This window comes from Desertivirga xinjiangensis, from assembly GCF_024436435.1.
Lineage (GTDB): Bacteria > Bacteroidota > Bacteroidia > Sphingobacteriales > Sphingobacteriaceae > Desertivirga > Desertivirga xinjiangensis.
Map to the genome: position 1 here is coordinate 372762 of NZ_JAFMZP010000002.1, position 14969 is coordinate 387730.

Consider the following 14969-nt stretch of genomic DNA (forward strand, 5'->3'; position numbering starts at 1 on the left):
ATTGTTGAGTGATGTCATTCCCGGAAACTCTGCTCTATTTCATTTAGCGTTTCTAAAAAAGATACATTTCGAGTGCTGTTCTTAGCCTCTTCCAATTGTTGTTTTGCCTCCTTCTTGTAGCCATTTGAATACAAGGTCTGAATTTGAGATGCCTTGTATTCAGACCGATAACCGCAGGACAGGATTTTTAAGATGTCGTCTTTAGAATTTACTTTATTCAGGTATGGAATTACTAGATCTATAGAATGTTTTTCGACTGTGGTATAAAGCATATTTTTGTCTGTTTGGACAGTTAAGTCGAACCATAGATCTTTGTTCTCCTTCGTTAGTCTGCCAATTCGTTTTCGTACAATGCAACTAACTTCCTGAAACTTTTCATTTGCTTGTTGATTGCAATGAAATTTTTCGGCTTCTGGTAGATAGAGTCCAATATTAACGGTAAAACTTATATGGTTCTTGCCATAAAAACAGCTCTTCTGAAAGTTTACAATCTTCCCCCAACAGCTAGAAGTATCATAAAAACGCAAGTTGTTTCCTGATTTTTTGTAGCCTTTTTGCTTAAAATGGGGCCATATAACTTGAGAAACGAGAAAATCAAATCCTGTCTCAACGTCAGTTTTTTGCATGTTAATCTTAGTTTTGCACAACGAACGAATATACGGGTCAAAAATGAGATTACTTGTCTTTCAGCAATTTCTCGAGAAGAGCATTTTTCTCACGTTCAGATTGAAGTAAGCGCTCATAAAGATTCTTGTTCTCTTCTAATGCTTCAATCAATTTATCCAACGGATTGAAGGTGCAATTTTGGTAAAAAGCAGATGCGTTATCTTTAAAGTCTGTAAACGTATTTGTAATAATATTTACCGCTGACTGCTCATCAAAATTCTTAATCGCTTCTTCAGGTACATTCAATGCCTTAGCAACCTGAGCAAGCACTTCTGGTTCCAGTGTTTCTTTCGCCTCTAATAAGGAGATTCGCTTCTGGTTCCAATCTTCACCAAGCGCAATTGAAAGAGCTTCTTGCTTAAGCCCAAGCATCTCGCGGAAGCGTCGTACGTTTCTGCCCTGGTGAATTTTTGCTGATTTTTCAGATGTCATGCTCATACCTGTAACTAGTAGGGTTATCAAGACAAATATAAAAAAATACTTGAGAGGCAAGAACTGCGGTCAAAGATGCCACAGACTGTAATTGGGGAACTTAGATGATTTGTAACGTTGAAACAAAACAATCTTCGCCAGCTAAAAATGGTTTCTAATCAATACGGTAAGTATTGCGAACGAATTAATGAAGCAGATCCATAATTCTAAAAGAAGGATGCCGGCCATACTCACCGAAGATCTCGCCTGGGAATGGCTGATGGAGGAGCCGTCGCAAGGTCGCCTTACTGAAATTGCAATGACGCAAGTTCCTTCCAGGATGCTGGAAGCTTGTACGATCAGTTCTGAATACCGGACAAGTGGCGAGACTGCTCCACAAGAATATCCCGAACTTCCTGCTATTGATCAGACCTTTGTCGACCAGGAAATACTTGATTTTGACCACTGGGCAGCATAGATCCTCAAGGCCTAAAAATTCTTTTCAATCTTTTTCTTTTTGCTAACTTTTTTAGCATTATTTTTGTTGTTCATTAGATGCTAAACACAGCACATGACCGCAAAGCACAAAAATGGACTCAAAGAAAGCGTTGATTGATAAGTTACAGAAAGACATTTTGCTATGGCAGGGTTATAAGGCGCAGCCTGCCGGAAAGGCTGATACAATAGGGCTGGGGCAAATTGAAAGCGCTTTTCCCAATGGCGTATTTCCCAAACGGGCTATCCATGAGTTTATCACATTCGTTCCGGAACAATCCGCTGCTAGCGACGGCTTTATTGCTGGTTTGCTTTCACAATTGATGAAAGAGGGTGCCGCCTGCGTATGGGTCAGTACCTCCCGGAAACTATTTCCCTCTTCACTCAGTGCTTTTAACGTTCCCACGGAACGCATCATTTTTATGGATGTGGCAAAGGAGAAAGATGTGCTTTGGATCATGGAGGAGGCTCTGAAATGCGAAGGACTTGCTGCTGTTGTTGCAGAAATCAATGATCTGAGTTTAACGGAATCCAGGCGTTTGCAGCTTGCTGTCGAAAATAGCGGTGTTACGGGTTTTATCTTACGGAAAGATGCCGGTAAAAAGGCTAGTTCCATTGTGACCGCCCGCTGGAAGATCACTCCATTGCCAAGTGAGAACGAAGACAATCTGCCTGGTATCGGATTCCCGCGCTGGCGTGTTGAGCTCCTGAAGGTTCGCAACGGCTCGCCGGGTTGGTGGACGCTGGAGTGGGAAGCAGACCACTTTAAAGAGGTAGTAACAGAGAAGGTAAGCACAAGAATATTTGGGCAAGAACAGCGACAAATTGGTTAAGAGATGTCTAAACGGTACGTTTCCATATGGTTCCGCCACTTGCTGGCCGACTGGCAGGCTATCCGCCGGCCAGAGCTGAAGGATGTACCTTATGTTTTTGCTGCACCTGATCATGGAAGAATGATCATCACAGCGGTAAGTCCGCTGGCAGAACAATCCGGCATTGAAACCGGAATGCGTGCTGCTGATGCAAAGGCCATTTGCCCTGGCCTGGAGGTTATAGACGACAAGCCAGACAGAGCAAAGAAACTGTTGCGTGGAATCGGCGAATGGTGTATCCGGTATTCTCCAACAGTTGCAGTCGACGACTTCTCCAATGACGGACTATTTATGGAAGTGAGTGGTTGCCCGCACCTATGGGGAGGCGAGCGCGAATATCTTAAAGAAATCGTTTCCCGCTTAAAAAGCAAGGGCTATACGGTAAGGCTCGGCATGGCCGATACTGTAGGGGCGGCCTGGGCCATCGCGCGATTTGGACGTGTTACACCGCTCATTCATGCAGGAGAGCATGCTGAAGCTTTACTGCCATTGCCGCCCGAAGCCTTGCGCCTGGAACAAGGGACGCTGGCCAAATTGCAAAAGCTGGGTTTTTACCAGATCAAGAGTTTTATAGGCATGCCCAGGTCAGTGTTGAGGCGACGGTTTGGAGAAGGCTTTCTTTTGCGCTTAGGTCAGGCGCTTGGAACAGAGAACGAAATCATAGAACCTATACAGGTTGCAACTGCATTTCAGGAGCGCTTACCGTGTTTGGAACCGATTAAAACCAGGCGCGGAATTGAAATTGCAATTAAACGACTGCTTAAAAAATTGTGTTTGCGTTTACAGCAGGAGGGAAAAGGCTTGCGTTCTGGCGTTTTAACAGGCTACCGTATTGATGGTAAGATCGTCCGTATTGAAATAGGCACCAACAGCGCCAGTCATAGTGTAAGTCACCTGTATAAACTTTTTGAACTCAAAATTGAGCAGATACGTCCCGCCTTAGGTATTGAACTTTTCGTACTCGATGCACCCAAAACAGATGATGTAGACGCAGCACAGGAAGCTATTTGGTCAGACAAGCTGGGGATGAATGATAAAAGCCTGATTCAGATGCTCGACAGGGTTGCCGGTAAGGTTGGTCCGAATGTGATCCGCCGGTATGTGCCTGATACGCACTATTGGCCGGAGAGGTCATTCAAAAAATCTCTCACAATTACCGAATTACCGGTAAGCGGCTGGCGTAATAATAAACCCAGACCTACGGAGCTGTTATCCAGGCCCGACCCGATAGAAGTGATGGCGATCATTCCCGATCATCCGCCCAAATTCTTTGTCTATAAAAACACCAGGCACAATATCGTCAAAGCCGACGGTCCCGAACGTATTGAACGGGAATGGTGGCTTGATGCGGGTGAACACCGGGACTATTACCAGGTGGAAGACGAGCAAGGCCGGCGCTACTGGCTTTTTCGCTCCGGGCACTACTCAGATGCAGGGCGTTATCAATGGTTTTTACATGGTTTTTTTGCATAGGAGTTGGAAATGGAATATAGTGAACTACAGGCAACCTCTAATTTTAGTTTCCTTCGTGGTGCTTCGCATCCAAATGAACTCGTCGAAACTGCTGCGGATTTAGGGTATAAAAAGATCGCCATAACAGATCGAAATACCCTGGCAGGGATCGTTCGTGCGCATGCAGCAACAAGAGAGAAGGAGATAAAGATAATTCCCGCTTGCAGGCTTGACCTGGTAGATGGCCCAAGCTTGCTGGCTTATCCCACTAATAAAGAAGCTTATGGAAGGCTCTCCGCATTGCTCACCGAAGGAAATATCCGCACAGAAAAGGGGAAGTGCGAATTATATAAAGAGGATGTCTACCGGCATGCAAAAGATATCATCTTCACTGCCATTATGCCTCATGAACTAAACCGCTACTTCCGGTTCGATCAACTATTCTTAAATTCTATAGCGGAGTATCGCGAAGCGTTCGGAAAGTGGCTTTACCTTTCCGTAACCCGAAATTACCTCGGCAATGACGATAAGCGCATCTTTCGGATAGATCAGCTTTCGAAGGAGTTTAATATACCAATAGTTGCCACAAACGATGTGCATTATCATGATCCGTCGCGGCGGGAACTGCAGGATGTGTTGACCTGTGTTCGCGAGAAATGTACCATTCAGCAGGCAGGCTTCCGCTTACACCAAAATGCCGAGCGTTTTCTGAAGCCGGTAGATGAAATGCACCGCTTGTTTAGGAAATACCCGGATGCAATTTATAACACTATGGCTATAGCCGAAGCTTGTAATTTTTCCCTCGACGAATTGAAATACGTTTATCCCGCAGAAATTAACAAGAGCGGCCGCACGCCATTAGCCGAATTGGAATACCTTACCTGGAAAGGAGCCCATGAGTTTTATGGTGAAGAAATTCCGGAAAAGGTAGTCAGGATGATCCACCATGAAATGGATTTCGTGAAGGAAATGGATTATGCGAATTATTTCTTGTTTGTGGAAGATATAGTCCGCGAAGCACGAAGTAGAGGCATTCTTTGCCAGGGGAGGGGGTCTGCCGCAAATTCAGCCATTTGTTTTTGCCTCGGGATTACTTCTGTGGATCCTACCAAATTTGATCTGCTATTTGAGCGCTTCATTTCTCCAGCACGAAATGAACCGCCGGATATTGACGTCGACTTTGAGCATGAGAGGAGGGAGGAGATCATCCAGTACATCTACAATAAGTATGGGCGTGACCGCGCTGCAATTGTAGCAACGGTTACGCAGCAACATCAAAAAGGTGCTATACGAGATGTGGGCAAAGCAATGGGCTTGTCGCTTGACACCATTAACCGGCTTTCCAATTCCATATGGGAGTATACTGATGAGTGGTTTGACGAAAAGCGTGTGACCGAACAAGGTTTGAATCCTGATGACCCGCATCTAAAAAAGACGCTTGAGCTTACCGGGCAGATGTTAGGCTTTCCGCGTCAGCTTGGCCAGCATACCGGCGGCTTCGTAGTTACCCAGGGCAAGCTCACCGATCTCTGTCCCATCCTGAACGCCCGGATGGAAGACCGTACCAATATTGAATGGAACAAAGATGATATTGATGCCCTCGGATTCTTGAAAGTGGACGTACTGGCACTGGGAATGCTGACCTGTATCCGAAAAGCTTTTGATCTCTGTAAAAAGCACTATGGGCGGAACCTAACACTAGCAAATATCCCTCAGGACGATCCTGTCGTTTATAAAATGATCAGCCTTGCCGATACCCTGGGCGTGTTCCAGATTGAGAGCCGTGCGCAAATGTCTATGCTGCCCCGCTTGCGACCACAATGTTTCTACGACCTCGTGATAGAAGTTGCCATTGTGCGGCCTGGTCCTATACAGGGCGATATGGTGCACCCCTACCTGCGAAGGCGCAATGGTGAAGAGCCTATCGATTACCCATCTCCCGAGCTTGAAGAAATCCTGGGACGCACGCTGGGTGTTCCCCTGTTTCAGGAACAGGCCATGAAGATCGCAATAGTAGCTGCGGGATTTACCCCTGCGGAAGCTGACGGCTTGCGGCGCAGCATGGCGACCTTTAAGTTCAAAGGACTGGTGAATCAGTATGAGCAAAAGCTGATTGATGGGATGCTAAAAAAAGGCTATACCGAAGAGTTTGCTAAACGGATATTTAAGCAATTAGAAGGCTTTGGAAGTTACGGTTTTCCGGAAAGTCATGCGGCAAGTTTTGCTCTACTGGTCTATGTTTCCTGTTGGCTGAAATGTTATTACCCCGATGCCTTTGCAACGGCCTTGCTGAACAGCATGCCTATGGGATTTTATCAGCCTGCACAAATTGTGATTGATGCCCAGAAGCATCAGGTGGAGGTGCGCCCTCCGGATATTAATCATTCAACCTGGGACAATCTCTTAGAAGAAAAATCTGGCAAGTATTATGCTATTCGCCTGGGTTTCCGCCAAATTAAAGGAATTCGTGAAGACGATATCGAACTTCTGGTGAATGGCCGTGATAAGGGCTATCGAAGCATTACAGCTTTAAGAGACGCTGGGGTATCACTTAGTGCATTGGAAAGACTTGCAGATGCAGATGCTTTTAATTCTATCGGCCTTGACCGCAGGAAAGCTTTATGGGAGATTTCTGCTTTGCAGGATATGCCAGTCGAGATTTTTAAAGGGCAGCCATCCGAAAGCGTTTTAGAAACTCAGGTAGAGCTTCCTTTAATGTCCAAAGGCGAACATGTGGTGCAGGATTACGCCACAGTAGGGCTTTCACTCAAAGCGCATCCAGTCAGCTTTGTTCGTTCCCAGTTAGATATGTTACGCGTTTTACCAACCAAAGTGATCAACAACGAGGCAAAAAACGGTGAATCTGTTAAAGTGGCCGGATTGGTATTGGTGCGTCAACGCCCTGGTACAGCAGGCGGCGTTTGTTTTATTACCATTGAAGATGAAACCGGTTTTACTAACCTGGTGGTGTTTGAAAAGCTATTTGAAACGTACCGCAAAGAGATTCTTCATGCACGTCTTCTGATGGTGGAGGGAAAGCTTCAACGGGAAAAGGAGGTGGTTCATGTGATTGTGCATAAGTGTGTTGATCTGACAAAGCTCCTGGGAAAACTGGTGCAGCGCGAACAGGATGATCTGCCCGTATTACGGCATGCCAGTGGAAATGAAAAAAATGCGCCGTATCCGGCGCAAAATAAGCGTACCCAGGTAAGGGAAGAAGTTCCTAAAGGAGCGTTTCATGGGGGCAGGAATTTCAAATAGTTGAATCTGCAGCAAAGAGTCAGTCCAAAATCATAATCTTTTGGTCTCAGTGATTGAAAAATTACCGGCAGAAACTTTGAGGAATTGGCGGATGAGATGATATTCAAGCCATTTAGGATGACTAAGTCGGCCTATTATTGGCTGCTTGCTTACGAAGCGATGATTTTGTCTCTTTTGTTTCGTGCTTTAATTGTTGTAGCATTTAACAGAAAAGCATGAACATGAATTGTATATTTTGCTATGAATATTTCCAACACGACCCCAATGAAGATCAGTATTGAAATTAATGCAGTACTTGTTTCACAATCTAATTAACTGCGATATATTTGTAAAATCAAAATGTGGAGATGAAGAAAATATCTAAGGAATTGATGGGGGCTTCAGCCGCTCCAATTATTTTAACGGTGCTTAAAAGCGGAGATAGTTATGGATATGAAATAGTACAGAAGGTAAAGGAGCTTGCGAAAGACAAAATCGAATGGAACGAGCCCAGTATTTACCCTGTATTGAAGAAACTTGAAAACAGCGGCATGATCAAATCCTATTGGAAAGTAGTAGAAGGTGAGCGACCACGCAAATATTATACTCTTCTGGCTGATGGAAAGGAACAGCTGAAACAAAATATGGCAGAATGGGACTTGGTTTATTCCATTTTTGGGAAGTTGAAAACGGAAATATCTTAATGGATAGCTTGTCTTTTAATGGAAAAGAACAGCGGGTTTCTTTTTGAAGAACAGTTTGAGCTCTGGCATAACCAGGTCAAGGACCGGGAAGGTGTTACACAGGCCGATGCTGAAGAATTGAAAAGTCATTTTCTGGACATCATTGATGAACTTACTATTGCAGGACTTGATGAAGAGGAAGCATTTTGGGTGGCGTGTAAGCGAATGGGTAGAGACTTTGATTGGACTACAGCTTACGCAGATGTAAATAAACCCCTAATTCAGTTGAAACGGTCATTGATAATCCTGGCTGGAGTTTTAGCTTATTTTTTGCTATACTATTTCATAAACTGTTCTGCTAAGCTCCTCTACGTTGCTTTGATTTATAACGAAGCGAACGGGTATGTGGCGATTGATTGGATCTCAAAATACTTGATTGCTATTCATTTAATGGTGATGGTATTTGTAGCAAGCATCTATTTTTTTGAGCGAAAAACAATCTCATTTATTGAAAGTATTGAATTAAAACCCAGACACACCGTCTATCTGCTGCTCATAGCAATCCTGTTAAGCATCTTAAATACCTGCCTAAATCCTCTCACAAAGACACTTGTAGGCTACGACCGCCCTCTTATAAGTCATCTATACCAGGTTTATCTCTACTTTGACTATGCTTTTCCATTCCTCATCTGTACAAGTTTCGCCATACTCTATAGCAAGTATTACAGGGCTGCAAAGTTTATTATTTAATGAATGATAAAAGTTTTATATATTGCACTGCGATATATAAAACATATGCAGAAGTTGTTTCTTTTTCTTTTCCTTACTTCGATCTTTTCATCTTGTAAAAAGCCATCCTTAGAATTTGCGTGTGATCCTGCGATAAACGAATTCGTACTTAGTAACCGATATGAATTATCGAAGATTAGCACTCAAGAACTTGTTTCATATGATCTTCAATTACAAAGAGCAATCTTCAATAGTTGGGCTGAAGATAAAAAGAGAAGTATCTGGGTCGATAAGTTTAAATATTTGCTCAGCCATGAACCCTTTACAGCCGCCGAAGCTGCCCATATTCGGACATTGATTGACCATTTCGACGACGATTACTTTAATAAAGAGATCTTACAAAATAATTTGCATTCACGTTCGGCGTTTGCAGCGGAATGGGTAACCTATGCAACTAAAGATTTAAAATGGTCCAAAAAGTATATTGCATTTATAGTATACCGACTTTATACGGATCAATCTCAGTTAGATAGGGAGCTTTCGAACCTGCAAATAGCCGCCGAATCCTTGAACACGAATTCAGAAGCTGGCAATTGTAGCTGCAATACATCATCTGACTTCTGCAGTTTATTTTGTGAACGCGGAGGATGTCAAATTACAACTGGCTGTGGCTGGGTGTGGTCAATGTCTTGTGATGGAAGCTGCTATTGATCATCTACCAGTTCAATATTGAATTTACCAGTGAAAATAACGCGCATTATTCTGATCATGATCTGCGGGATTTACTTGATACTTCCATCGATAGCATCAGATATACTCATGGATGGAACTCAAAGTGGAAAGTCTTTTTTTTTCTCGTATCTGGTAATGATGATGGCATTTCTATCTATATTGAAAGTTCTTTTTTCTAAGTCTATTTGCCTTAATATAAGTGTAATAGATGGTTTTTTCTTGATTTGGGTAACATATTGTGTTTTTAACGGATATTTTAATATTTCCTTTTCATCATTGCCCGCGTTCGACTTTTATGGCCTTGCTATTATGTACCTAGTTTTGCGTCATACTTCAAATAATAATATATTATGGATCTATCTTTCGCTGGTCATAGGTAGCGGATTACAGGCTCTTCAGGGAAATCTTCAGTTATGGGGATATTTCCCATCAAATCACAGCTTCTTCAGAGTTACAGGTGGTTTCTTCAACCCGGGGCCTTATGCGGGCTATCTTGCAAGCGTCTTTACAATAGCTTTAGGTTTTTGTCTTTTTCAAACTGGTTCTCCTGCGGAAGTTAACAAGCAAAAATGGTCAAAGCTAATTATTCTTATAAAGCCCCTGATAGTTACAACACTTGTTTTAATGGCTCTTGCTCTGGCAGCAACCCATTCACGAGCGGCCTTGTTAGCTTTACTGGTTTCTGTGGGGTATATGATTATCTATGTTTATAAGTATGAAGTTAATGCTTTTTTTAAAAAGTTCTCCAATTCAACTGTTAAGAAGTTGGGTTTAACAGTCTTTGGTATCACTCTCTGCTGTGGTTTACTAATAAGTTTGTTTTATCTAAAAAAAGATTCAGCAAATGGCCGCCTGTTCATATGGCAGATTGGTACCAGCATGATTAAGGACAAACCCATTTTGGGATTTGGTTTTGATCAGTTCAAGGCCCATTATATGAACTATCAGGCGGCTTTTTTTCAACAGAATCCTCACTCTCCTAAGGGAACGGTCGCAGGCGACACCAATTATGCCTTTAATGAGCCATTACAGGTGACAATAGAAAGTGGAATTGTTGGGTTGCTAATACTTGCAAGTTTCTTTATTCTATGTTTAAAATCCAAGATCAGTAATGAGAAAATCGGCAATGCTTCTGATTTGAGGCCGCGCACTGGTAAGGGCTTGCAGAATAAATGTATATTATTTGTCAGTGCGAAAGCCGGGATAATTAACATCCTTGTTTTCTCACTTTTCTCTTATCCTGGACAGATTCTTCCTATAAAAATTACCCTTGTGCTATATTTGGCAACGGTTGCCAACCTATCAAAGAGGGAGTTTATTTTGTTCAGCCCTCCAACTCAAAGATTCTTCAGGTTGCTTAATTTGTCAGGCAAAATAGTACTGATAGCAACAGTCACCTTTCTAATCTTTAACTCCTGGAAAAAACTAACTAGCACGTTGCTTGCATACCACTGTTGGAAAAGTGCTTATGATTACTACCAGTTCGGCGTTTATGACGCCTCGGTCAGAGAATATAAAAAAGCTTTACCAGTACTTAAGGCCAACGGTAATTTTCTTACGAATTATGGTAAGGCTCTCGCTCTCTCCGGAAAGTATATTGAGGCAAAAATAATACTTAAAAAGGCTGAAAATCATTATCCTAATACAATTTTATACATAACGTTAGGCGACTGTTATAAAAGCCTTGGCCAATACACGCAGGCTGAACAGGCTTATCTTCAATCATGGCATATGAACCCAAGTCGTTTTTATCCTCTTTATCTGCTGGTAAAACTGTATGCCCAATGTGGTCAGAAAGAAAAAGCAACTACGGTAGCAAACGAATTATTAAACAAGGAAATAAAAGTGCACTCAAAAGCGATTCAGGAAATGAAAGAAGAGCTTAGAAAACTAATAACACAAGGGCGAAATAAATAATCCTTGTCTTTACTCCTATGAAAAAGAAATCAACCAACCTGAATAAGCTAATTTATGTCTTTATATTGTTTAGCTTTCTTTCAATCTCCTGCGAGGAACGACAATCTCAATTGGCATCAGCTTTCGACCAAGCGGGCACAAACAAAAGCGAACTAGCAAAGGTAATAAGTCACTATCAGAAAAGACCTGCAGATAGTTTAAAGTTGAAGGCTGCATACTTCTTGATAGAAAATATGCCTTTACATTTTTCCTATGATACGACCTACTTGGTTAAATATCGCCCAGTTATTGAACGAATTCGCCTGCTTCGTCTAAGAGGACTTTCCAGAGAAGAAATAAAGAACGGTGTAAACCCTATGATGGACAGTCTTACCACAATCTATCCTCTTGCCAATACGTATTTGGTGGATAACAACGATGTCAATTCTATTTCTTCAGAGTATCTAATCCGGTCGATTGATCATTCTTTCCAAGCTTATGAAGAAAATCCCTTCAAAAGCCAGATTTCTTTTGATGATTTTTTAAATTTTATCTTGCCATACCGGATTGAAAACGGATACAGCCTCGAAGACTGGAAAGACTATTTTAAAAGAGAGTATCAATTAAAGAAAGGGCAAAGCTTCTCTTCGGTTCAGCAGCTTTCCGACTCTTTACTAGTGAAATTTGCCGACGTGAAAATTGGGTGGCGAATAGCAGACAATTTTCCTTACCTTACCTTCAATGACTACTTAACATCTAAAACAACGCATTGCTCCCAAAAATGCTGGTTCAATTGTCTTCTCCTTCGGTCTCATGGTATACCAGTCTCCATTGATTTTGTTCCAGCCTCTAGGGTTCATCCTGCCGGGCATGAATGGAACGCAATTAAGTTGAAAAAGAGTCTTCATCCTTTTGAACCCTTCTGGGAGGACAGTTTGCGTGATTTAATGCCATTTTATAGTCGGAAAAAAATTCATCCCAAAATTGGCCCACTGCATTTTCCGAAAATATATCGTAAAACGTTTAAAGTAAACGCCAACGAACTATTAAATCAAGGTAATATTGGAGAAGATATTCCTCAGTTCTTTAAGAATCCATTTTATCAGGATGTTACTGATGAATATTTTGAAACGTTCAACTTACGATCTCCTATCTTAAGGAAGATAAATGAACTGAATTATGCGTATGCCTGTGTCATGGGGAACGATCAAACTTGGGTACCAGTAGACTTTGGAAAAGTTAAAGACGACCTTATTATCTTTCAATCTTTAGGTTCAGAAAATGTATATCTGCCAGCATATTATAAACTCAATTCGCTCATACCTGCGGCATATCCCGTTTACTTAAATAAAAATGGAATCCCTATCGTTCTCTGTCCTGATAAATCGCGGCGACGCAAAATTCATTTTTCGCATATGGCTTTCGAATGGCCTGACTATGAAGAATATAAAAACGGCTTTATCGGTGCTACTATTGAAGGTTCAAATAACAATAACTTTGAACCACATGAAGTTATTCACAGGTTTGAAAGACCATATCAGCCAGGAACCTATCGGGTTTCCATAAGTTCAAAAAAAAAATATCGGTATTTTCGACTTGCACTTCCTTCTTCCAAAATAATACTAAATGAAATAACATTTTTTAATAAGAAAAGTAAGGCCGAACGCTGTATCTCAGGGACGTTAATAAAGTCATCTATTCAGGATAGCCTTCTCTTCCAAAGATTGGTTGATGGAGATCTAACAACAAAATCGGTGTTCAAACCGAGTGGAACCTCAACGTTCAATGATAAACGCTGGATTGGGTATGATTTCAAGAGACCAGTTGCTCTCAGTGGGTTTGAATTTTATTACGCTTTCGACACAAGTATAAACAGGGGCTATATATACGAACTTTTGTATTGGGACTTCGGTTGGAAGTCGCTAGGTCGGAGGAAACCTGGATTCTCCGGTTCTGTGTCATTCACAAATGTACCGGAGAGTACTTTATTGGTTGTAAAAAACTGTCAATCTGGAAGCTATAGCCGGGTATTTACTTACAGTGATGGAAAACAGCATTGGTTTTGACGTTAAAATATTCACATCAACCCAGATTCTTTGTGTCGTTAACTAAATTCTTAATGAAATACTCATTTTCCTTTTTATCGATTTTCTTCAAAAAATTAATAAAAAGGAAAATGTAATTTAGATGTTGAAAGCGGGACTTTCGACTAATCTCCTGCAATTTAAGGGCTCGAGCACAATAATTATATTTTAACGTAAAATTTAAAAACATGAAAAAAACAATCTTAAAAACGTTAGCGGCACTTTCGTTTGTTGCACTGGTTATTTATAATGTAAAATCAGGCAGTGCGGAAACCTTGTCTGGGGCATTATCTCTTTCCTCATTGGGAAAGCAAGCTCTTGCTGATTGTGAGTCAACTACCGGTCTTCCAGGAGATTGGATAGTTACTTATCATTCAGCATGCAGTTGGACATGTACACATGGTGGTACCAATACCTGTCCCTTATAAATAATTAAGTGAAGGAAAAGTGTCGCAATTGCGGCACTTTACATAAATTCTGACACCATGAAGATTTGGAAAATATTTTTATCAAGCCTGATTTTAGCTAGTTGTAAATACTATAAAACTGATGTTGAAACCATCAAGATAAGTGCCGAGAGCGATAAAAGAAAACAATATCACGAAATCGCGAAAATCTCGAAGCTCATCCCTCTTGCCACTGATAGCAATTGTACTATTCGGGAGATAAGTAAAATATGTATTCTAAAAGACGAAATAAAGATTCTCGACAAAAAAATGTCTTCAATATATACATTCGACAAGGAAGGAAGATTTCTGTCCAAAATTGCACAGCTAGGCCCAGGCGTCGGAAAATATATGCGGATAGATGATTTTGAAACTAATTCTGACGGTTCTTTATTAGAGATCCTCGATGGTGTTAGCAACAAAATAATCACATATTCAGGAAACAAGTTCCTGAAGGAAGCTAGTTTACCTTTTCGGGCGGATGCATTTGCTTTTAATCAAAATAAAATCATCTTTCATAGGGATATTGCTCCCTATAAGTCTGATTTAATGTACCAGATTATAGTCACTGATAAAAACTTTCAAATCATTGATAAATTCGTGGAAATCCAGACTACCAGCGATCTTACATTTGCTCCGCAAAATCCACTTCAAAGAAATGAAGCATCCATTTCGTTCCTGCCGATTTATAGTCCGGATCTGTTCAACATTACATCAGAAGGTGTTTTTGAAAAATATCACTTAGATTTTGGAAAAAATTGGATGACAGACAATTTTATTTACTCGAGAAAGAATCCGGGTACATTCATCAGTGAACTTAGTCAGTCAGGCTACGTATACTTTCTCAACACGCTTGAAGGAGATAAATATTTAACTATTTCTTTTATGCTTAAGAATAAAATCTATACTGCTGTATATAATAAACAAAAAAAGGATCTTGTATTTATTAGTGATTTTAATTCCAGCTATTGTGGTGATTTTGGCTTCCAGGCTTATCAGAATAATCATTTTATTGCTAGTATCAAAGCCGAGCAATTATTAGACTCCTATAAATCCGGTAAATATAATTTTGCCAGTACTGAAGTGCAAAAGACGCTAGCTGGAATTAAAAGTGGTGATAATCCAATTATTATGTTTACAGCGTTTCAGTTCTAACTTATTGAGAGCAGTGCAACAAAGATTTCTACATTAAGGATAGGCGTAACAGCCGAAAATTATTAATGATTTTCCATAAGCAGGTTGAGAATGTGATCTTGGTGGGCG

General features: G+C 41.1%; 13 protein-coding genes. 11 read left to right on the forward strand and 2 right to left on the reverse strand.

Going from position 1 to position 14969, the window contains the following annotated elements:
- Nucleotides 1-14: 14 nt before the first annotated feature.
- Nucleotides 15-626 (reverse strand): DUF4304 domain-containing protein, encoded by a 612-nt coding sequence (locus tag J3P37_RS06380; protein ID WP_256010233.1) that lies wholly within the window; start codon nucleotides 624-626, stop codon nucleotides 15-17.
- 49 nt (nucleotides 627-675) lie between these two features.
- Nucleotides 676-1098, reverse strand: coding sequence for a helix-turn-helix domain-containing protein (locus J3P37_RS06385; RefSeq protein ID WP_256010234.1), 423 nt, complete (start codon nucleotides 1096-1098; stop codon nucleotides 676-678).
- 187 nt (nucleotides 1099-1285) lie between these two features.
- On the opposite strand from J3P37_RS06385, the gene J3P37_RS06390 reads away from it, so the two are divergent.
- The 11 genes from J3P37_RS06390 (at nucleotide 1286) to J3P37_RS06440 (ending at nucleotide 14861) form a co-directional block, all read left to right on the forward strand.
- Entirely contained in the window at nucleotides 1286-1555 is a 270-nt protein-coding gene (locus J3P37_RS06390; protein ID WP_256010235.1) for an SOS response-associated peptidase family protein, read from the forward strand.
- A gap of 112 nt (nucleotides 1556-1667) precedes the next feature.
- Entirely contained in the window at nucleotides 1668-2405 is a 738-nt protein-coding gene (locus tag J3P37_RS06395; protein WP_256010236.1) for an ImuA family protein, read from the forward strand.
- A 3-nt stretch (nucleotides 2406-2408) separates the two neighbouring features.
- Nucleotides 2409-3917: a Y-family DNA polymerase gene (locus J3P37_RS06400; protein WP_256010237.1), complete on the forward strand. Its 1509-nt coding sequence runs from the start codon at nucleotides 2409-2411 to the stop codon at nucleotides 3915-3917.
- A gap of 9 nt (nucleotides 3918-3926) precedes the next feature.
- Nucleotides 3927-7157, forward strand: a complete 3231-nt coding sequence (locus J3P37_RS06405; protein WP_256010238.1) for an error-prone DNA polymerase — start codon at nucleotides 3927-3929, stop codon at nucleotides 7155-7157.
- Between the two features lie 347 nt (nucleotides 7158-7504).
- Entirely contained in the window at nucleotides 7505-7840 is a 336-nt protein-coding gene (locus J3P37_RS06410; RefSeq protein WP_256010239.1) for a PadR family transcriptional regulator, read from the forward strand.
- 18 nt (nucleotides 7841-7858) lie between these two features.
- Nucleotides 7859-8569: a permease prefix domain 1-containing protein gene (locus J3P37_RS06415; protein WP_256010240.1), complete on the forward strand. Its 711-nt coding sequence runs from the start codon at nucleotides 7859-7861 to the stop codon at nucleotides 8567-8569.
- Between the two features lie 3 nt (nucleotides 8570-8572).
- Complete coding sequence (locus tag J3P37_RS06420) at nucleotides 8573-9259, forward strand: bacteriocin fulvocin C-related protein (RefSeq protein ID WP_256010241.1); 687 nt, start codon at nucleotides 8573-8575, stop codon at nucleotides 9257-9259.
- A 330-nt stretch (nucleotides 9260-9589) separates the two neighbouring features.
- The gene (locus tag J3P37_RS06425; protein ID WP_256010242.1) at nucleotides 9590-11197 is read left to right on the forward strand and encodes an O-antigen ligase family protein; all 1608 of its coding nucleotides are present in this window, start codon (nucleotides 9590-9592) and stop codon (nucleotides 11195-11197) included.
- A gap of 17 nt (nucleotides 11198-11214) precedes the next feature.
- The gene (locus J3P37_RS06430) at nucleotides 11215-13242 is read left to right on the forward strand and encodes a hypothetical protein (RefSeq protein WP_256010243.1); all 2028 of its coding nucleotides are present in this window, start codon (nucleotides 11215-11217) and stop codon (nucleotides 13240-13242) included.
- Between the two features lie 206 nt (nucleotides 13243-13448).
- A complete protein-coding gene (locus tag J3P37_RS06435) occupies nucleotides 13449-13688 on the forward strand; it encodes a hypothetical protein (protein ID WP_256010244.1) in 240 nt (79 codons plus the stop codon).
- A gap of 57 nt (nucleotides 13689-13745) precedes the next feature.
- Nucleotides 13746-14861, forward strand: a complete 1116-nt coding sequence (locus J3P37_RS06440) for a 6-bladed beta-propeller (RefSeq protein WP_256010245.1) — start codon at nucleotides 13746-13748, stop codon at nucleotides 14859-14861.
- The last annotated feature ends 108 nt before the right edge of the window (nucleotides 14862-14969 follow it).